14 protein-coding genes are annotated in these 19,690 nt (G+C 69.5%); 5 read left to right on the forward strand and 9 right to left on the reverse strand.

The window, feature by feature from the left end:
* Positions 1-14 precede the first annotated feature (14 nt).
* Together dnaJ and hrcA are read right to left on the reverse strand one after the other, a co-directional pair.
* Complete coding sequence (dnaJ, locus tag OG588_RS16350) at positions 15-1,148, reverse strand: molecular chaperone DnaJ (protein ID WP_033285943.1); 1,134 nt, start codon at positions 1,146-1,148, stop codon at positions 15-17.
* Positions 1,149-2,165, reverse strand: a complete 1,017-nt coding sequence (gene hrcA, locus OG588_RS16355; protein ID WP_327404159.1) for a heat-inducible transcriptional repressor HrcA — start codon at positions 2,163-2,165, stop codon at positions 1,149-1,151.
* Between the two features lie 173 nt (positions 2,166-2,338).
* Here hrcA and OG588_RS16360 point away from each other — a divergent pair, with 173 nt between their 5' ends.
* Together OG588_RS16360 and OG588_RS16365 are read left to right on the forward strand one after the other, a co-directional pair.
* Positions 2,339-3,061, forward strand: a complete 723-nt coding sequence (locus tag OG588_RS16360) for an MBL fold metallo-hydrolase (RefSeq protein WP_405947943.1) — start codon at positions 2,339-2,341, stop codon at positions 3,059-3,061.
* 34 nt (positions 3,062-3,095) lie between these two features.
* A complete protein-coding gene (locus tag OG588_RS16365) occupies positions 3,096-3,908 on the forward strand; it encodes a DUF3097 domain-containing protein (protein ID WP_405947944.1) in 813 nt (270 codons plus the stop codon).
* A gap of 14 nt (positions 3,909-3,922) precedes the next feature.
* Here OG588_RS16365 and hemW read toward each other — a convergent pair whose 3' ends face one another.
* The gene (gene hemW / locus OG588_RS16370) at positions 3,923-5,155 is read right to left on the reverse strand and encodes a radical SAM family heme chaperone HemW (protein WP_405947945.1); all 1,233 of its coding nucleotides are present in this window, start codon (positions 5,153-5,155) and stop codon (positions 3,923-3,925) included.
* A gap of 62 nt (positions 5,156-5,217) precedes the next feature.
* Positions 5,218-7,125 carry a SpoIIE family protein phosphatase gene (locus tag OG588_RS16375; protein ID WP_405947946.1) on the reverse strand — a complete coding sequence of 636 codons (1,908 nt, stop codon included), beginning with the start codon at positions 7,123-7,125 and terminating at the stop codon, positions 5,218-5,220.
* Positions 7,126-7,227: 102 nt separating this feature from the next.
* Here OG588_RS16375 and OG588_RS16380 point away from each other — a divergent pair, with 102 nt between their 5' ends.
* Together OG588_RS16380 and OG588_RS16385 are read left to right on the forward strand one after the other, a co-directional pair.
* Positions 7,228-11,409 (forward strand): HAMP domain-containing protein, encoded by a 4,182-nt coding sequence (locus OG588_RS16380; RefSeq protein ID WP_405947947.1) that lies wholly within the window; start codon positions 7,228-7,230, stop codon positions 11,407-11,409.
* 12 nt (positions 11,410-11,421) lie between these two features.
* Positions 11,422-12,006, forward strand: coding sequence for a two-component system response regulator (locus tag OG588_RS16385; RefSeq protein ID WP_405947948.1), 585 nt, complete (start codon positions 11,422-11,424; stop codon positions 12,004-12,006).
* Positions 12,007-12,091: 85 nt separating this feature from the next.
* Here OG588_RS16385 and OG588_RS16390 read toward each other — a convergent pair whose 3' ends face one another.
* Both OG588_RS16390 and lepA read right to left on the reverse strand, forming a co-directional pair.
* Complete coding sequence (locus tag OG588_RS16390) at positions 12,092-13,978, reverse strand: AMP-dependent synthetase/ligase (protein WP_405947949.1); 1,887 nt, start codon at positions 13,976-13,978, stop codon at positions 12,092-12,094.
* Between the two features lie 326 nt (positions 13,979-14,304).
* Entirely contained in the window at positions 14,305-16,179 is a 1,875-nt protein-coding gene (gene lepA, locus OG588_RS16395) for a translation elongation factor 4 (protein WP_405947950.1), read from the reverse strand.
* Between the two features lie 534 nt (positions 16,180-16,713).
* Here lepA and rpsT point away from each other — a divergent pair.
* The gene (gene rpsT, locus OG588_RS16400) at positions 16,714-16,980 is read left to right on the forward strand and encodes a 30S ribosomal protein S20 (RefSeq protein ID WP_019064182.1); all 267 of its coding nucleotides are present in this window, start codon (positions 16,714-16,716) and stop codon (positions 16,978-16,980) included.
* 283 nt (positions 16,981-17,263) lie between these two features.
* Here rpsT and holA read toward each other — a convergent pair whose 3' ends face one another.
* From holA to OG588_RS16415, 3 genes are all read right to left on the reverse strand, one after another.
* A complete protein-coding gene (holA, locus tag OG588_RS16405) occupies positions 17,264-18,253 on the reverse strand; it encodes a DNA polymerase III subunit delta (protein WP_405947951.1) in 990 nt (329 codons plus the stop codon).
* Between the two features lie 253 nt (positions 18,254-18,506).
* Positions 18,507-18,752 carry a hypothetical protein gene (locus tag OG588_RS16410; protein ID WP_366091589.1) on the reverse strand — a complete coding sequence of 82 codons (246 nt, stop codon included), beginning with the start codon at positions 18,750-18,752 and terminating at the stop codon, positions 18,507-18,509.
* A 49-nt stretch (positions 18,753-18,801) separates the two neighbouring features.
* Positions 18,802-19,641 carry an arylamine N-acetyltransferase gene (locus OG588_RS16415; protein ID WP_405947952.1) on the reverse strand — a complete coding sequence of 280 codons (840 nt, stop codon included), beginning with the start codon at positions 19,639-19,641 and terminating at the stop codon, positions 18,802-18,804.
* Positions 19,642-19,690 lie beyond the last annotated feature (49 nt).

Here is a 19,690-nt window from a genome sequence, read left to right on the forward strand (position 1 = left end):
GCCCCCGGACCCTCTCAGCGACCGTTGAAAGCGTCCTTGAGGCGTGAGAACAGCCCCTGCTGACCCGGCTGGAACGTCCCCATGGGCCGCTCCTCGCCGCGCAGCTTCGCCAGTTCGCGCAGCAGACGTTCCTGCTCGACGTCCAGCTTGGTCGGGGTGGTGACCTCGACGTGCACGATGAGGTCGCCCCGGCCGCCGCCGCGCAGATGCGTGATGCCTCTGGTGTGCAGCGGGATCGACTGGCCGGACTGGGTGCCCGGGCGGATGTCGACCTCCTCCATGCCGTCGAGCGTCTCCAACGGCACCTTCGTGCCGAGGGCCGCCGCCGTCATCGGGAGGGTGACCGTGCAGTGCAGGTCGTCACCACGCCGCTGGAACATCGCGTGCGGCAGCTCGTGGATCTCGACGTACAGGTCACCGGCGGGGCCGCCGCCGGGGCCGACCTCGCCCTCGCCCGCGAGCTGGATCCGCGTGCCGTTGTCCACACCCGCCGGGATCTTGACCGTGAGGGTGCGCCGCGAGCGGACGCGGCCGTCACCGGCGCACTCCGGGCACGGCGTCGGCACGACCGTGCCGAAGCCCTGGCACTGGGGGCAGGGGCGGGAGGTCATGACCTGGCCCAGGAAGGACCGGGTCACCTGCGAGACCTCACCGCGACCGCGACACATGTCACAGGTCTGCGCGGAGGTGCCGGGGGCCGCGCCCTCGCCGTTGCAGGTGTTGCAGACGACGGCCGTGTCGACCTGGATGTCCTTCGTGGTGCCGAAGGCCGCCTCGTCGAGCTCGATCTCCAGCCGGATCATGGCGTCCTGGCCGCGGCGGGTGCGCGAGCGCGGTCCGCGCTGCGACGCCGTACCGAAGAACGCGTCCATGATGTCCGAGAAGTTCCCGAAGCCACCGGCTCCGAAGCCCGCGCCCGCGCCGCCCGCCTGCGAGAGGGGGTCGCCGCCGAGGTCGTAGACCTGCTTCTTCTGCGGGTCCGAGAGCACCTCGTAAGCGGCGTTGATCTCCTTGAACCGCTCCTGGGTCTTCGGATCCGGATTCACGTCCGGGTGCAGCTCGCGCGCGAGCCTACGGAAGGCCTTCTTGATCTCATCCTGCGACGCGTCGCGACGCACGCCGAGAACGGCGTAGTAGTCCGTGGCCACTTAGGACTCCGCCAGGATCTGTCCGACGTACCGTGCCACTGCGCGTACCGCTCCCATCGTTCCCGGGTAATCCATGCGGGTCGGTCCGACCACGCCGAGCTTGGCGACTGCCTCGCCGCCCGAACCGTAGCCGACCGACACCACGGAAGTGGAGTTGAGTCCCTCATAGGCGTTCTCGTGACCGATCCGTACGGTCATGCCCGAATCCCCCGCCTCACCAAGCAACTTGAGGAGGACGACCTGCTCCTCCAGTGCTTCCAGGATGGGGCGGATGGTGAGGGGAAAGTCATGTCCGAAGCGGGTGAGATTGGCGGTGCCGCCGATCATCAACCGCTCCTCGGTCTCCTCGACGAGGGTCTCCAGGAGGGTGGAGAGCACCGTCGCGACCGTGCCGCGGTCCTCGGCCTCGAAGGCCTCCGGCAGGTCCTGCACGAGCAGCGGTACGTCCGCGAAGCGGCGGGCCGCGATCCGGCTGTTGAGCCGCGCGCGTAGATCCGCGAGCGAGCTCTCCCCGAAGGGCGCCGGGCAGTCGACCATGCGCTGCTCGACCCGCCCGGTGTCGGTGATCAGCACGAGCATCACGCGCGCGGGGGCCAGCGACAGCAGCTCCACGTGGCGGACGGTCGAGCGGGTCAGGGACGGGTACTGCACGACGGCGACCTGCCGGGTGAGCTGCGCGAGCAGCCGCACCGTACGGCCCACGACGTCGTCGAGGTCCACAGCACCGTCGAGGAAGTTCTGGATCGCCTTGCGCTCCGGGCCGGTCATCGGCTTGACGCCGGCGAGCTTGTCGACGAACAGCCGATAGCCCTTGTCCGTCGGAATGCGCCCGGCGCTGGTGTGCGGCTGGGCGATGTACCCCTCGTCCTCCAGGGCCGCCATGTCGTTGCGCACCGTCGCCGGGGAGACGCCGAGGCTGTGCCGCTCGGTGAGCGCCTTGGACCCGACCGGCTCCTCGGTGCCGACGTAATCCTGGACGATGGCGCGCAGCACCTGAAGCCTGCGTTCGCTGAGCATCGCGCACACCTCCAGTTCTGGTCGCCGTTTTGATACCGGGCTGCCCTTTCCTGGCACTCTGTGCGCGTGAGTGCCAGCGTTCCCCGGCCCAGTGTACGGCCGTGAGGTACACCCCGGGCAAGGCCGGTCCTGCGATGTCACGCCCTGAGTGCCGTCACCGCTAGCGTCGCTGCATGACGGTGACTTGGGAAGAGGCGGGGTGGGAGCGGCTGGCGGCCGGGGTGGGCCGGTGCCGGCTGCCTGGCTGGGACTGCACGGTCGGGCTGGTCGTGGGGGCGGGCTCGGCGCTGATGATCGACGCGGGGTCGAGCCTGGCGGAGGGCGCACGGTTGCGCACGGAGGCGCGGGCGCTCGCCGGGCACGCTGTGACTCATCTCGCGCTCACCCACGCCCATTTCGACCACGTCTTCGGGGCGGCGGAGTTCGCGGACGCGGAGGTGTACGGCGCGACGGGCATGGAGCGGGTACTGACGGACGAGCGGGAGGAACTACGCACGGATGCGATCCGGAACGGCCTCCACGCGCGCGTGGCCGACGAGGCCGTAGCCGCCCTGACGTACCCGCGTCACCTGGTGTCGGACGAGTGGACGCTCCCCCTGGGCGACGACCGACAGGTCCTGCTCGCGAACGTCGGCCCCGGACACACGGCCCACGACCTCGCGGTCCTCGTCCCCGGCTCCCCGCCGGTCGTGTTCTGCGGCGACCTGGTCGAGGAGTCCGGCGAACCGCAGGCGGGCCCGGACGCCGTACCGTCCCACTGGCCCGCCGCCCTCGACCGTCTCCTCTCCCTGGGCGGCGAGGACGCGCTGTACGTCCCCGGTCACGGAGCGGTGGTGGACGCGGCCTTCGTGCGGGCCCAACGGGACGCGTTGGCAACGCGTTTCGGCGTGTCGTGACGACGGTCGCCCCGGTTCTCCTATCGTCATCCGAATGCGCCAGTACTCCGCCGATCTGACCCCGCCGTGGAAGAAGCCCAAGCCGGCCCCCGAGGTCCCCGCGGAGCCGGGCCTGGTGGTCGAGGAGCCGGGCACCGGTTTCTGCGGCGCGGTGATCCGCTGCGAGGCCGGCACGGTCACCCTGGAGGACCGCTTCGGCAAGCACCGGGTGTTCCCGATGGAGCCGCGCGGCTTCCTCCTGGAGGGCCGCGTGGTGACCCTGGTCAGGCCGGCGTCGCCGAGTGCGCTACGGCCCACTCGTACGGCGTCCGGTTCAGTCGCCGTCCCCGGTGCACGCGCGCGTGTGGCTCGCGCCGGGCGGATCTACGTGGAGGGCCGGCACGACGCCGAACTCGTCGAGCGGGTGTGGGGCGACGACCTGCGTATCGAGGGCGTGGTGGTCGAGTACCTGGAGGGCGTCGACGATCTGCCCGCCATTGTCGAGGAGTTCGCCCCGGGCCCGGACGCCCGCCTCGGCATCCTGGTCGACCACCTGCTCCCCGGCACCAAGGAGTGGCGCATCGCCCAGTCGGTCACGAGTGAGCACGCGCTGGTCGTCGGCCACCCGTACATCGACATCTGGGAGGCCGTGAAACCGTCCTCCGTGGGCATCGCCGCGTGGCCCCGCGTCCCGCACGGTCAGGACTGGAAGACGGGCGTGTGCCGGGCGCTGGGTTGGCCGGAAAACACCGGTGCGGTGTGGCAGGCGATTCTGGCCAGGGTGGGGTCTTACAAGGATCTGGAGCCGGAACTGCTGGGGCGGGTGGAGGAGTTGATCGACTTCGTCACGGCACCCGAGGGCGGCTGACGGGGGCGATCCGATCAGTCCACCAGATCCCGCACCACCGCGTCCGCCAGCAACCGCCCCCGCAACGTGAGCACCGCACTCCCCGCCTCGTACGGCCCCGCCTCCAGCAGCCCGTCCCCCAGCGCCCGGCGCGAAGCCGCGAGCCCCTCCGGTCGGAGCAGGTCCAGCGGTGCGCCCTCCCGGAGTCGTAGTTCCAGCAGGATGCGTTCCACCCGGCGGTCCTCCGCCGAGAGGATCTCCCGGCCCGCACCCGGTGAGCGGCCGGCCGCCAGCGCCCCCGCGTACGCGCCCGGGTGCTTCACGTTCCACCATCGGACCCCGCCGACGTGCGAGTGCGCTCCGGGGCCCGCGCCCCACCAGTCGGCGCCGCGCCAGTAGAGCTCGTTGTGGAGACAACGGCCGGAATTCGACGTTGCCCAGTTGGACACCTCGTACCAGTCGAAGCCCGCCGCCGACATCACCTCGTCGGCGATGAGGTAGCGGTCGGCGTGGACGTCGTCGTCCGTCATGGGGACCTCGCCGCGGCGGATGCGGCGGGCGAGCTGGGTGCCCTCCTCGACGATCAGGGCGTACGCGCTGATGTGGTCGGGGCCCGCGCCGAGGGCGGAGTCGAGGGACGCGCGCCAGTCGTCGTCGGTCTCGCCGGGGGTGCCGTAGATCAGGTCGAGGTTGACGTGGTCGAAGCCGGCCGCGCGGGCCTCGGCTACGCAGGCCTCGGGGCGGCCGGGGGTGTGGGTGCGGTCCAGGACTTTCAGTACGTGCTGTTTCGCGCTCTGCATGCCGAAGGAGACGCGGTTGAAGCCGCCGTCGCGGAGGGCCACGAGGTAGGCGGGGTCCACCGACTCCGGGTTCGCCTCGGTCGTGATCTCCGCGTCCGGTGCCAGGCCGAACTCGTCGCGGATCGCGCCCAGCATCCGTACGAGATCGCCCGCCGCCAGCAGCGTGGGAGTGCCGCCGCCGACGAAGACCGTGCGGACCTGGCGCGGGTCGTCGCCGAGAACCTTGCGGGCCAGGCGGACCTCGTCGATCAGGGTGTCCGCGTAGTTGTCGCGGGAGGCCAGCACTCCGCCCGTGCCGCGCAGCTCGGTCGCCGTGTAGGTGTTGAAGTCGCAGTAGCCGCAGCGGGTCGCGCAGTACGGGACGTGCAGGTAGAACCCGAGGGGGCGGTCGGCCGATCCGGCGAGCGCCTGTGCGGGCAGGGAGCCGTCTTCGGGGACGGGATCGCCGTCGGGGAGTGCGGAAGGCATGTCTTCCATTGTCCAGCACCCGCACGACTCTCTACTCCGCCTGTCCGCTCCGCCTATTCCGCCTATTCCGCCTGGAGGACCAGCAGCGCCATGTCGTCCTCCGGGGGACAGCCGCCGAACTCGTGCACCAGGCGTTTGATGCGCTCCGCGATCAGCTCGGCGCTCAGCCCCGCGCACCCGGCGAGCGCGGTCGCCAGCCCGTCGCCGTCGTCGAACTGGACCGCCCCGGAGCGCCGCTCGGTCACCCCGTCCGTGACGCACAACAGGCTGTCGCCGGGCCGGAGTTCGAAGGTCTCGCTGGTGTACGTCACGTCCTCTATGACCCCGAGGAGGGTCTGCGGGCGGGCTGCCGTACCGACGCTGCCGTCCGGGCCGAGAAGCAGGGGCAGCGGGTGTCCGGCGGAGGCGAGGGTGCAGCGGACGCCGCCCTCGAAGGGGACCAGCTCGCCGTAGAGGAGGGAGAGGAAGCGGGGGCCGTCGCCGACCGGGCCCGGCATGCCGCCCGCTGCCACGAGGGCGTGGGCCGCCGCGTCGGCGGCCTCGGTGGCGTCGTCGAGGAGGAGCTGGTTGAGGCGGTCGAGGACGTCGGCGACGCCGTAGCCCTCGCGGGCGAGGAGCCGTAGCCAGGGGCGGGCCAGTCCGATCACCACGGCGGCCTCGGGGCCCTTGCCCTGGACGTCGCCGAGGGCGAAGCACCAGCGGCCGTCACTGGCCGGGAAGAGGTCGTAGAAGTCGCCGCTGGGGCCGCCCTTGTCGCACGGTTCGTAGACGAGGGCGCTGTGCACGCCGGGGATCTCGGCGACGGCGCCGGGCAGCAGGCCGCGCTGGAGGACGCGGCTGATGGTGGCCTGGCGGGCGTACTGGCGGGCCGCGCCGATCGCGAGCGCGACGCGGCGGCTGAGGTCCTCGACCAGGCCGGTGACCTCGTCGGGGAAGTGCGGCAGCCCGGATCGTCCGATGACGAGTGTGCCGAGCGGACGGCCGCCCGCGATCAGGCGGTACGACAGTGCCGCGCCGTGGGTGCCGTGCGGGCCCAGCGCGTCGGCGGGCCAGGGGTAGGTCACGGGCCGCAGGGAGTCCGGTGGGCGGGGCGGGTCCTTCTCCAGGGCGCGGCGCAGCTCCTCGATGCGGTTCTCGCTGCCGTGCCAGACGCGGGCGAGCCGCGGTCCGCCGCTGGTTCCGGCGCCCTCGCCCCAGCCGCCGCCGCGGCCCATCGCCTCGTCCTCCAGCCATACGGCGCACCAGTCGGCCAGTCTCGGCACGATCAGCTGACCGGCGAGCGCGGCGACGAGATCCTCGTCGAGCTGACCGGCGAGGAGGTCGGAGGCCTCGGCGAGGAAGGAGAGGGCGCCGCGGCCGAGCCAGTCCCGGTCGCGTTCGGCGCGCTGGGGTTCGGGGGCGAGGATCTCGGCGACGCGGAGGCCGCGCTCCACGGCGTAGGTCTCCAACTCCTCGGCGGCCGGGGTGCCTTCGGCGGGCAGCCGGGCCCATACGGTCTTGGTGCCGGTGCGGTAGGTGACGCCCCAGGCCTCGGCGAGCGTGGAGACGAGCCGCAGGCCGCGCCCGAACTCCGGGGTCTCGTACGCCGGTTCGGCGCTGTTGTCGCGCGGGGCGCGGGAGGGGTGGTGGTCGGCGACCTCGACGACGATCGAGTCCGTCTCCTCCAGTCGGCACACCAGCTCGACGTCCGTGCCCGCGTGCACGACGGCGTTGGTGACGAGTTCGCTGACCACGACCATCGCGTCGTCGGCGAGCCGGTCGGTGAGGAACTCGGTGCCGGGCAGGCCGAGTTCGGCCCACTCGCGGAGCGCGGAGCGCACCAGGCCACGGGCGGAACCGGGCGCCAGGGGGCTTCCGGACAGGGTGGCGCGCACCGTCGCACGCGGGTCCACGCCGTGGTGTGCGCGGTGGTGCGCGGGCGCGTCGGGAGGACGCGAAGTGGTCTCCCGTTGCGTCGGTATGGCCCCCATGCACAGCTCCCCGAGCAGTTCGGACGATTACGCCTCGGTCGATGCGGACAGAGTGACAGACTGACCGCGGCCATAAGCGCCGAGTTACCGAAGTGGGCCGCCATGAGTGAGAACAGTGCTACGCGTGTGCTCGAAGACGGTCACAAAGACGACTGGATTCGAGCATCCGATCTCCGTCCGCTGCTCGCCGTGATGACGGCCGCCCGCGACGGCGACTTCACGAAGGCGCCGGAGACGGGCCACGGCATGGTGGCCGAACTGACCGCCGCCTTCAACCAGATCATGGACCGCAGCACCCACTTCAACTCCGAGACGCAGCGCGTCAAACGGGAGCTGATCCGCCACGGCCGCCTCGACGAACGCCTCTCGGCCAGCCCCGGCCAGGGCAGTTGGACCTCCCGTGTCAACGACGTCAACCAGCTCCTCGACGCCCTGGTCGCCCCGGCCGCCAACGCGACCCGCGTCCTGGACGCGGTGGCGGGCGGCGATCTGACCCAGCGGGTCGATCTGCACGACGGCAGCAGGCAGTTGCGCGGTGATCTACGACGGCTGGGCCGCGCGGTGAACAAGATGGTGGACCAACTCTCCCTGTTCACCGGGGAGGTGACCCGGGTCGCCCGCGAGGTCGGCACCGAGGGCAGACTGGGCGGACGCGCCAAGGTGCAGGGTCTGTCGGGCAGTTGGCGTGATGTGACCGAGGCGGTCAACACGATGGCGTCCCGGCTGACCGCGCAGGTACGGGACATCGCCCTCGTGACGACGGCGGTGGCGCGGGGTGACCTGACCCGTACGGTCACCGTCGAGGCGACCGGTGAGCTGCTCGAACTGAAGCTCACCGTGAACACGATGGTCGACCAGCTGTCCGCGTTCGCCGACGAGGTGACGCGCGTCGCCCGCGAGGTGGGCACCGAGGGGCAGTTGGGCGGGCGGGCGCAGGTGCGAGGCGTGTCCGGGGTCTGGAAGGACCTGACCGACAACGTCAACTTCATGGCCTCGAACCTGACTTCGCAGGTCCGCAATATCGCCCAGGTGACGACAGCCGTGGCCAACGGCGACCTGTCGCAGAAGATCACGGTGGACGCGCAGGGCGAGATCCTCGAACTGAAGTCGACCATCAACACGATGGTGGACCAGCTCTCCGCCTTCGCCGACGAGGTCACGCGCGTGGCCCGCGAGGTCGGCACCGAGGGCAACCTGGGCGGGCGGGCCCAGGTGCGAGGTGTCTCCGGGGTCTGGAAAGACCTCACCGACAACGTCAACTTCATGGCGGACAACCTGACTTCACAGGTCAGGAACATCGCCCTCGTGTCGACCGCCGTCGCACAGGGCGACCTCGGCAAGAAGATCACGGTGGAGGCCAAGGGCGAGATCCTGGAGCTGAAGTCCACGATCAACACGATGGTCGACCAGTTGTCGGCCTTCGCGGACGAAGTGACGCGCGTCGCCCGCGAGGTCGGCACCGAGGGCAACCTCGGTGGCCAGGCGCAGGTGCGAGGCGTCTCCGGCGTCTGGAAAGACCTCACCGACAACGTCAACTTCATGGCCCTGAACCTGACTTCGCAGGTCCGGAACATCGCCCAGGTCACCACCGCCGTGGCCAACGGCGACCTGTCGAAGAAGATCACCGTCGACGCGCGCGGCGAGATCCTCGAACTCAAGGACACCGTCAACACCATGGTGGAGCAGCTGCGCGCCTTCGCCGACGAGGTGACCCGGGTGGCCCGCGAGGTCGGCACGGATGGCCGACTCGGCGGTCGCGCCCAGGTGTTGGGCGTCTCCGGTGTCTGGCGCGACCTGACCGACAACGTCAACTACATGGCCGACAACCTGACTTCGCAGGTCCGGAACATCGCGCAGGTCGCGACCGCCGTGGCGCAGGGCGACCTGTCGAAGAAGATCGACGTGGACGCGCGCGGCGAGATCCTGGAGCTGAAGACCACCATCAACACGATGGTCGACACCCTCTCCTCCTTCTCCTCCGAGGTCACGCGCGTCGCCCGCGAGGTCGGCTCCGAGGGCCAACTCGGCGGCCAGGCACGGGTGGAGGGCGTCTACGGCACCTGGAAGCGCCTGACGACGAACGTGAACGAACTCGCGCTCAACCTGACCACACAGGTCCGCGCGATCGCCGAGGTGGCCTCGGCGGTGGCGCAGGGCGACATGTCCCGCTCGATCACGGTGGAGACCCAGGGCGAGGTCACCGAGCTCAAGGACAACATCAACCTGATGGTGGCCAACCTCCGCGAGACGACCCGCGCGAAGGACTGGCTGGAGTCCAACCTGGCCCGGCTCGCGGCCCTGATGCAGGGGCACCGGGACCTGATGGAGGTCGCCGACCTGATCCTGCGCGAGCTGACCCCGCTGGTGAACGCGCAGTACGGGGCGTTCTTCCTGGCCGATCCCGACGAGGACAGTCTGCGAACGGCCATTCCCGCCAAGGGACTCGCGTTCATCGCCGGGTACGGGTCGGCGCAGGCGGCGACGGTGGACACGGGCGGGATGCCGGTGCACGGTCTGGTGCGGCAGGCGGCGCGGGAGAAGAAGCGGATCCTGGTGGAGGAGGCACCGCCGCACTACATCAAGATCAACAGCGGGCTCGGCGAAGCCTCCCCGGCGAGCGTGGTCATCATCCCGATCATCTTCGAGGACAAGCTCCTCGGCGTGATCGAACTGGCCTCCTTCTCCCGCTTCTCCGACGTCCACCTGGCGTTCTTCGACCAGTTCGTGAACACGATCGGCGTCGCGATCAACACGATCATCGCCAACTCCCGCACGGAGTCCCTGCTCGGCGAGTCCCAGCGGCTGGCGATGCAGTTGCAGGAGCGCTCGGACGAACTCCAGAAGCAGCAGGCCGAGTTGCAGCGCTCCAACGCCGAACTGGAGGAGAAGGCCGCCCTGTTGGCGACCTCCTCGCAGTACAAGTCGGAGTTCCTGGCGAACATGAGCCATGAGCTGCGCACCCCGCTCAACTCGCTGCTGATCCTGGCCCGGCTGCTCTCCGACAACCCGGACGGTCATCTCTCCGACCAGGAAGTGCAGTTCGCGAGCACGATCCACCGCTCCGGCTCGGACCTGCTCCAGCTCATCAACGACATCCTCGACCTGTCGAAGATCGAGGCCGGCCGCATGGACGTACGCCCCAAGCGGCTCCCGCTCATCAAACTCCTCGACTACGTCCACGCCACGTTCCGCCCGCTCACCCTGGACCGGGGGCTCTCCTTCGAGGTGTCGGTCGGCGAGGACGTACCGCGCGAACTCTGGTCCGACGAACAGCGGCTCCAGCAGATCCTGCGCAACCTGCTGTCCAACGCCATCAAGTTCACCGCCACGGGCCGCGTCGAACTCCGCGTCAACCGGGTCAAGGACCCCGAACACCGCTACTCCGACACCAGCGACGAGGTCATCGTGTTCGCCGTCTCCGACACCGGGATCGGGATCGCCCCGGAGAAACTCCCGGTGATCTTCGAGGCGTTCCAACAGGCCGACGGCACGACCAACCGCAAGTACGGAGGTACCGGGCTGGGGTTGTCGATCAGCCGCGAGATCGCGGGCCTGTTGGGCGGCCGTATCGTCGCGGAGAGCGAGCCGGGGCGGGGGTCCACCTTCACTCTCTACGTCCCCGTCGTCAGCCCCAGCCACGCGGCGACCGGGCGGACCTCCGAGGACCGCGAACTGCCCGCGATCGCCGAGCAGTTGTCCGTCGAGCCGTTCACCGGGCACGAGGTGGACGACTCCTGGCCGACACCCACCAAGCTGGAGGCGTGGAAGGCCGGGCGGGCGGGTCAAGTGCTGCCGGGGCGGCGGGTGTTGATCGTGGACGACGACATCCGCAACGTCTTCGCGCTCACCCACGTGCTGGGCCGGGTCGGGATGCCGGTGCTCTATGCGGAGAACGGGCGCGAGGGCATCGAGACCCTTGAGCGCAATCCCGACGTCGAACTCGTGCTGATGGACATCATGATGCCGGAGATGGACGGGTACGAGACCATCGCCGCCATCCGCCGTGCCCCGCGCTGGACCGGTCTGCCCATCGTCGCGCTCACCGCGAAGGCGATGCCGGGCGACCGGGAGAAGTCGATCGCACGGGGCGCCAATGACTACGTACCGAAGCCGGTGGATGTCGATCAGTTGCTGACCGTCGTCTGCGCGCTGCTGGATCCCGAGGCCGCGTCCGAGGACATCGCGGTGGCGGATCCGGGTACTTCAGGTTCAGGTACTTCAGGTTCGAGTACTTCAGGTTCAGGTACTTCAGGTGAGTCGGCGGTACCGCCGACGACCGAGTGAGGCACGGTCATCATGAGCGCTGAGGCAACGACCGGCGAGCGCGCCAGCATCCTCCTGGTCGACGACATGGAGGACAACCTGGTCGCCCTGGAAGCCGTCCTGGGGTCCCTCAACGAGCCGCTGGTACGGGCTCGTTCGGGCGAGGAGGCGATGAAGGCGCTGTTGCGGCAGCGGTTCGCCGTGGTTCTCCTCGACATCCGGATGCCGGGCATGGACGGGTTCGAGACCGCCGCGAACATCAAACGGCTCGACCAGACCAAGGACGTGCCGATCATCTTCCTGACCGGCACGGACTCGGACGCGGGGTATGCGTTTCGTGGCTATGCCACGGGTGCCGCCGACTACTTGACCAAGCCGTTCGATCCTTGGGTGCTGCGGGCGAAGGTCACCGTTTTTCTCGAACTGCACCGGAAGAACCAGTTGTTGGAGCGGATGCTGGCGCGTGAGCAGGGGCAGTTCGATGAACTGGCGTTGCGGCTCAAGGAGATTGAGGCGCGGATGGCTGCGAGTTCGGTAGACGAGGTGCAGGAACTTCGATACCAGGTGCGGGAGTTGGGGCAGCTGGTGAGAGACATGCGGCGGAGTTCGGCCCAGTAGGCGCGTTGTTCCGTGCGCGTCCGGTGGGGGCTGGGCGCGCAGTTCCCGCGCCCCTGGGGAGTTGGGCCCGGCCCCCGCCGAACAGTTACGCCTCGCGCGAGCCCGCGTACATCTCGTCGATCAGGTGCTTGTACTCCCGTTCCACCACCGGGCGCTTGAGCTTGAGGCTCGGGGTGATCTCGCCGTGTTCCACGTCGAGGTCCCGCGGGAGGAGGCGGAACTTCTTGATGGTCTGCCAGCGCTGGAGACCCTCGTTGAGTTCCTTGACGTAGCCCTCGACCAGGGCGACCGTCACGGGGGCGGCGACGACCTCGGCGTAGGACTTGCCCTCCAGGCCGTTCTCCTTGGCCCATTCCAGGATGGACGGTTCGTCGAGGGAGATGAGGGCGGTGCAGAAGTTCCGGTCGGCGCCGTGGACCAGGATGTTGGAGACGTACGGGCAGACGGCCTTGAACTGGCCCTCGACCTCGGCAGGCGCGATGTACTTGCCGCCGGAGGTTTTGATCAGGTCCTTCTTGCGGTCCGTGATGCGCAGGTAGCCGTCGGGGGACAGCTCGCCGATGTCGCCGGTGTGGAACCAGCCGTCGGACTCCAGGACTTCGGCGGTCTTCTCGGGCAGCCCGTGGTAGCCCTCCATGATGCCGGGGCCGCGCAGCAGGATCTCGCCGTCGTCCGCGATGCGCACCTCCGTGCCGGGCAGCGGCTTGCCGACCGTGCCGGTGCGATAGGCCTCGCCGGGGTTCACGAAGGAGGCCGCGGAGGACTCGGTCAGGCCGTAGCCCTCAAGGATGTGGATGCCGGCGCCGGCGAAGAAGTAGCCGATGTCGGGCGCGAGCGCGGCCGATCCGGAGACGCAGGCGCGCAGCTTGCCGCCGAAGGCCTCGCGGATCTTCGCGTAGACCAGCGCGTCGGCGACCTTGTGCTTCGCGGCGAGACCGAAGGGCGCGGTGGCCGTGCCGGTGCGGCGGAAGTTGTCCTGGGTGACCTTGGCGTACTCGCGGGCGACCTCGGCGGCCCACTGGAAGACCTTGTACTTGGAGGCGCCGCCTGCGCGTGCCTTGGCGGCGACGCCGTTGTAGACCTTCTCGAAGATGCGCGGGACGGCCGCCATGTACGTCGGCTGCACGATCGGCAGGTTCTCGATGATCTTGTCGACACGGCCGTCGACTGCGGTGACGTGCCCGACCTCGATCTGGCCCGAGGTCAGCACCTTGCCGAAGACGTGCGCGAGCGGGAGCCAGAGGTACTGCACGTCCTCGGGGAAGAGCAGTCCGGTCGCCGAGATCGCCTTCGCCAGGTACGACCAGTTGTCGTGCGGGAGGCGGACGCCCTTGGGGCGGCCGGTGGTGCCGGAGGTGTAGATGATCGTCGCGAGCTGGTCCTTGGTGATGGACCCGACCCGCTCCTTGATCAGGTCCGGGTTCTTCTCCAGGTACGCGGCACCGCGCTGCTCCAGCTCGGCGAGGCTGAGCACCCAGTCGCCCTCTTCGGCTCCGGTCTCCACGCCGGTCGGGTCGATGACCACGACATGCGTCAGCTCGGGCAGGTCGGCGCGCCTCTCCCGCGCCTTGGCGAGCTGCGCCGCGTCCTCCGCGATCAGGATCCTGCTGTCGGAGTCGGCGAGGATGAACGTCGACTCGTCGGCGTTGGTCTGCGGATACACCGTGGTCGTGGCGGCACCGGCGCACAGGATGCCCAGGTCCGCGAGGATCCACTCGACGCGGGTGGCGGAGGCGAGGGCGACACGCTGCTCGGGCTCCACGCCCAGTTCGATCAGACCGGCCGCGATGGCGTAGACCCGCTCGGCGGCCTGCGCCCAGGTCAGCGACTTCCAGTCGTCGGGGCCCTCACCGGAGGCGGCCGGTACCGGGTAGCGGTAGGCCTCGGCGTCCGGCGTGGCCGCCACGCGCTCCAGGAAGAGGCCCGCCACGGACGGCGGACGGTTCTCGATCAGGGTCTGTGTGTCGCTCACGACATCCTCCGGGCCCGCGACAGTGCGGCTACTGGCTTGTTGCTGCGGCGGTCGACTCAATACTGAGGCGGTTGGCTCACTGCGGCTGGTGGCTCATGTGGCTGTTGTTTAACTCACGAGTAACTATCGAGCAGTGATCAGAGTAAGCCGCGACCGGCCGGTGCGTAAGGGGCGGTGGACGGCCACTTCGAACAGAGCCATGACCACTTCGCGCAGACCCAAGGCATAGGGCCCGCCACGCGAAAGCGCAACGGGCCCGGTGAATCGCCTGACTGTCGTCCGAAATTTCGGTGTACGGGGTCGCTACTTCCCGCGCTCGGCGCCGCCTACTTCTTGCCCTTGCCGCTGCCGGCGTTGTCATCGCTGGACAGCACCGCGATGAAGGCCTCCTGGGGAACCTCCACGGAACCCACCATCTTCATCCGCTTCTTGCCCTCCTTCTGCTTCTCCAGCAGCTTCCGCTTACGGGAGATGTCACCGCCGTAGCACTTGGCGAGGACGTCCTTGCGGATGGCGCGGATGGTCTCGCGGGCGATGACCCGGGAGCCGATGGCGGCCTGGATGGGAATCTCGAAGGCCTGCCGCTGGATCAGCTCCCGCAGCTTGGCGACCAGCCGCACGCCGTACGCGTACGCCGCGTCCTTGTGCGTGATCGCCGAGAAGGCGTCCACCTTGTCGCCGTGCAGCAGGATGTCGACCTTCACCAGGCTGGAGTCCACCTCGCCGGTGGGCTCGTAGTCGAGCGAGGCGTAGCCGCGGGTCTTGGACTTCAGCTGGTCGAAGAAGTCGAAGACGATCTCCGCGAGGGGCAGCGTGTAGCGGATCTCGACGCGGTCCTCGGAGAGGTAGTCCATGCCGAGCAGGGTGCCGCGCCGGGTCTGGCACAGCTCCATGATCGCGCCGATGAACTCCGACGGCGCGAGGATCGTCGCGCGTACGACGGGCTCGTAGACCCTGTCGATCTTCCCTTCGGGGAACTCGCTCGGGTTGGTGACGACGTGCTCGCTGCCGTCCTCCATCTCGACCCGGTACACCACGTTCGGTGCGGTCGCGATGAGGTCGAGCCCGAACTCGCGCTCCAGCCGCTCCCGGATCACGTCCAGGTGCAGCAGCCCGAGGAAGCCGACGCGGAAGCCGAAGCCCAGCGCCGCCGAGGTCTCCGGCTCGTAGACGAGCGCGGCGTCGTTGAGCTGGAGCTTGTCGAGGGCCTCGCGCAGCTCCGGGTAGTCGGACCCGTCCAGCGGATACAGGCCCGAGAAGACCATCGGCTTGGGGTCCTTGTAACCGCCGAGCGCCTCGGTCGCGCCCTTGTGCAGGGTGGTGATCGTGTCACCGACCTTGGACTGGCGGACGTCCTTCACACCGGTGATCAGATAGCCGACCTCGCCGACCCCGAGCCCGTCCGCGCCGAGCATCTCCGGCGAGTTCGTCCCGATCTCCAGCAGCTCGTGCGTGGCGTTCGTGGACATCATCCGGATCTTCTCGCGCTTGGTGAGCTGTCCGTCGATGACCCTGATGTACGTCACGACACCGCGGTAGGAGTCGTAGACGGAGTCGAAGATCATGGCGCGGGCGGGCGCGTCCGCGTTCCCGACCGGCGCCGGGACCTCCTTGACCACCTTGTTCAGCAGTACGTCGACACCGATACCGGTCTTGGCGGACACCCGCAGCACGTCGTCGGGGTCGCACCCGACGAGGTTGGCCAGCTCCTCCGCGAACTTCTCGGGCTGCGCGGCCGGCAGGTCGATCTTGTTCAGTACGGGGATGATCGTGAGGTCGTTCTCCATCGCCAGGTAGAGGTTGGCGAGGGTCTGGGCCTCGATGCCCTGGGCGGCGTCCACGAGCAGCACGGTGCCCTCGCAGGCGGCGAGCGACCGCGAGACCTCGTACGTGAAGTCGACGTGTCCCGGGGTGTCGATCATGTTGAGGATGTGCGTACTGCCCTTGTCGGCCCCCTCCGTGGGGGCCCACGGCAGACGCACCGCCTGGGACTTGATCGTGATGCCACGCTCGCGCTCGATGTCCATGCGGTCGAGGTACTGAGCACGCATCTGCCGGCTGTCGACCACTCCGGTCAGCTGGAGCATCCGGTCGGCGAGCGTGGACTTGCCGTGGTCGATGTGCGCGATGATGCAGAAATTGCGGATCAACGCCGGGTCGGTACGGCTCGGCTCGGGCACATGGCTGGGGATCGCGGGCACGCAGGGTCCTGATTCTTGAGGCGTCCGCAGTGTCTGCGGTCTCGGGTCGGATCGATACGTAGGCTCCATCGTCCCACGCGTGGGAGGTGCGGTCCGGTTTGGGCCGGTGCGGGTGGGTAACCACGGGGGTTTTCGCGGGTCGGTTCGGTGGCGGGTTCGGGGGCGGGTTCGGGGGCTCAGGGACTGCTCGGGGAGCGGGAAGAGTGGTCGGGTAGGTCTGGGGCCGCTCGGGGAGCGGGGAGCGGTTCGGGTAGGCCTGGGACTGCTCGGGAGCCGGGTCAGGGGCCTGGCCTGGGCCGACAGACGAAGGATGCGGTCCGGCTCGGGAGGGTTCGAGAGGTTCGCCGGAGGCCTTCGGGGACCGGCCGGATGCCTCTCGGGGACCGGTTTGGGTGGGCCGGTGGGCGGCTGGTAGCCTGAGTGGCTGCGCCTCATCCCTGACCGGTATCCCCGCTCGGTGCGAGGCGCACCCCAAGAAAAATCATCGGCCCGGGACCCGTGCGGCCCCGTGCCAGAACCTGCAAAGGCTCATTCGTGGCGAACATCAAGTCCCAGATCAAGCGGATCAAGACCAACGAGAAGGCTCGGCTGCGCAACAAGGCCGTCAAGTCCTCCCTGAAGACCGCGATCCGCAAGGCCCGCGAAGCCGCTGCCGCGGGTGACGTCGAGAAGGCCACCGAGTACCAGCGCGCTGCCGCGCGTCAGCTCGACAAGGCCGTCGCGAAGGGCGTCATCCACAAGAACCAGGCCGCCAACAAGAAGTCGGCGCTTGCTTCCAAGGTCACCGCGCTCCAGGGCTGATCCTTCCGCACTTGCCTCGGCCCGCGCTCGCGCGGACCGGACCAGTAGCAATCCACCGTGAGGACAACGTCGAGCCCTCTACCTCGATTCACGGACAGACATCGTGGTCGCCACGCCACGTACAGTGCCCCCGGACCCACTTCGGGGGCATTGCTGTTTCCCGGCCCTGTCGCATCCCAGCCCTGTCGCATCCGGCTCTGTCGCATCCCGGGGAGGGAGCTGATCCCCGGGGACGAAGAGCCGGGGGCAGCGTCGGCCGGGGGCAGAACTGGGGCAGCGTCGGTCAGGTCTGTCCCCGGGACCGGGCCGCCCGGGCGATCGCGACGACCGCCTTCTCCAACGCGTACTCCGGATCGTCCCCACCGCCCTTCACTCCCGCGTCCGCCTCGGCCACCGCCCGCAGCGCGACGGAGACCGCGTCCGGTGTCCACCCCCGCATCTGCTGCCGTACCCGGTCGATCTTCCACGGCGGCATCCCCAGCTCACGCGCCAGATCCGCCGGCCGTCCACCCCGCGCGGACGACAGCTTCCCGATCGCCCGCACCCCCTGCGCCAACGCGCTGGTGATCAGCACCGGCGCCACCCCGGTGGACAACGACCACCGCAACGCCTCCAGCGCCTCCGCCGCCCGCCCCTCGACGGCCCGGTCCGCGACCGTGAAGCTCGACGCCTCGGCCCGCCCGGTGTAGTACCGCCCGACGACCGCCTCGTCGATGGTCCCCTCGACGTCGGCGACCAACTGGGAGACGGCGGACGCCAGCTCCCGCAGATCACTGCCGATGGAGTCGACGAGCGCCTGGCAGGCCTCCGGCGTGGCCGATCTCCCGGTCGCCCGGAACTCACCCCGCACGAAGGCCAGCCGGTCCGCCGGCTTCGTCATCTTCGGGCAGGCCACCTCCCGCGCCCCCGCCTTGCGCGCGGCATCGAGCAACCCCTTGCCCTTGACCCCACCCGCGTGCAGCAACACCAGGGTGATCTCCTCGGCGGGCGCGTCGAGATACCCCTTCACATCCTTGATCGTGTCCGCGGACAGATCCTGCGCATTGCGTACGACCACTACCTTGCGCTCCGCGAAGAGCGACGGGCTGGTCAACTCGGCGAGCGTGCCGGGCTGCAACTGATCGGAAGTCAGGTCACGTACGTCCGTGTCGGCGTCGGAGGCCCTGGCAGCGGCCACCACCTCCCGCACGGCACGGTCGAGCAGGAGGTCCTCCTGGCCCACGGCAAGCGTCACCGGGGCGAGAGGGTCGTCATTCGCAGTCTTCCTGGACATCCCGTAAAGCATCGCACGCGCCACTGACAACGCGTCCCGGGTGGCGGGGGGTGTGGGGAGCGAGCGGCTTCTGGGTGGGGGTGGATGGGCTCTGGGTGGGGTGTGCGTGGGTGCTGGGTGAGGTGCGCGCGGACTCTGGGCGGGGGTCGCGCGGACTCTGGGCGGGGGTGCATGTCGGCGATGGGTGAGGTGCGCGCGGGCCCGAGATCGGGCGGCCGGAACCGGGATGAGGCCGGTAGTGGATTCGGGACTGCTACGGCTCCTCGCGCCAGCCGTCCCACTCCCCCGCGAACGCGTCCAGCTCCGCGGGGTCGAGCCGCCCGTCCTCGTCCCGCAGAACAAGCAGCCACTGCGCGTCCTCGGCATCGTCCTCACCGGCCAGCGCGTCCCGCACCAATCGCGGTTCCTCATCCAGCGCGAACCGCTCCCCGATCACCTCGGCCGCTTCCTGAGCCGCGTCTCGGTCGGGCAGTACCAGCACATGTCTCACATCGCTCACGGGGACATTTTCCGGTACGGCCGCGTGCTCGCGCACACTCCCCCCAGGGCTAGGCGGACTTACGCATCGTCGGCACCGCCCCCAGTTCGATCCCGAACCGTTCCCGGTACACCGCCAACACCTCCTCGTCCGTGGCCAGTTCGCGTGTGTCCCGCGTGCCGTCCGCCCCCGTCACCGTCAGACCGCGACCGCTGAGCGTGACCCGACCCCCGTCGTCGGTGAGCCGTGAGCAGACCAGTGACCGGGTGAAGTGCGACGCGGGCGAGGTGCTGTGCCACCACGCTCCGGCCACGAAGTCACCGAGCACCCGGGGCCGCGTCTCCAGGCGGTACTCGGGCTCGCCGTTCCGGAACACGTCCAGGTCCGCCGACTCCCCCGAGCTCTCTCCGGACGCCCCGCCCTGCACGTCGGCCGCAGCCGGTCCCGACGCGACAACCCTGAACGTGCCGCCGGGATCCTGCTGTTCACCCCGCTCCTCGTAGGCCAGCGGATAATGGCTGTGCGTCCCGAACCCCACGTCGGCCAACCACACACCCCCGTCCACCGTCCTCACCCGCAGCGCGAGATGGTCGTACGGAATCCCCAGCCGCCCCGCGTCCCCGTACACCCGCGCCGCGAGCAACGCGACCTCGAAGCCCAGCGCGCCGAGCAACGCGCCGAACAGTCCGTTCAGTTCGTAGCAGAACCCGCCCCTGCCCGCGCCCACCACCTTCTCCAGCAGCCGGTTCTCCTCCAGCACGATCTCCTCCCCCAGATGGATCGACAGGTTCTCGAAGGGCACGGTCTGCAGATGCCGCAGATGCAACTCGCGCAGGGCATCGGCTGTGGGCGACGCCGGGCGCTGGACTCCCAGCCGGCGGAGATAGGCATCAACCTGTGCGGGATTCATGGCCTCAGTCTCGCGCGAGTGGCGGTTCAAAGGCCGCGGCGCCGGTTGC

The organism is Streptomyces prunicolor, from assembly GCF_045162825.1.
In the GTDB taxonomy this organism is placed as follows: Bacteria; Actinomycetota; Actinomycetes; order Streptomycetales; family Streptomycetaceae; genus Streptomyces; species Streptomyces prunicolor.

Bases quoted from the DNA above. Each gene is read 5' to 3' on its own strand.
- OG588_RS16360 (WP_405947943.1), top strand. From the start codon at position 2,339: ATGACGGTGACTTGGGAAGAGGCGGGGTGGGAGCGGCTGGCGGCCGGG.
- OG588_RS16380 (WP_405947947.1), top strand. From the start codon at position 7,228: ATGAGTGAGAACAGTGCTACGCGTGTGCTCGAAGACGGTCACAAAGAC.
- hemW (WP_405947945.1), bottom strand. From the start codon at position 5,155: ATGCCTTCCGCACTCCCCGACGGCGATCCCGTCCCCGAAGACGGCTCC.
- holA (WP_405947951.1), bottom strand. From the start codon at position 18,253: ATGTCCAGGAAGACTGCGAATGACGACCCTCTCGCCCCGGTGACGCTT.
- OG588_RS16385 (WP_405947948.1), top strand. From the start codon at position 11,422: ATGAGCGCTGAGGCAACGACCGGCGAGCGCGCCAGCATCCTCCTGGTC.
- OG588_RS16365 (WP_405947944.1), top strand. From the start codon at position 3,096: ATGCGCCAGTACTCCGCCGATCTGACCCCGCCGTGGAAGAAGCCCAAG.
- OG588_RS16415 (WP_405947952.1), bottom strand. From the start codon at position 19,641: ATGAATCCCGCACAGGTTGATGCCTATCTCCGCCGGCTGGGAGTCCAG.
- OG588_RS16375 (WP_405947946.1), bottom strand. From the start codon at position 7,125: ATGGGGGCCATACCGACGCAACGGGAGACCACTTCGCGTCCTCCCGAC.
- hrcA (WP_327404159.1), bottom strand. From the start codon at position 2,165: ATGCTCAGCGAACGCAGGCTTCAGGTGCTGCGCGCCATCGTCCAGGAT.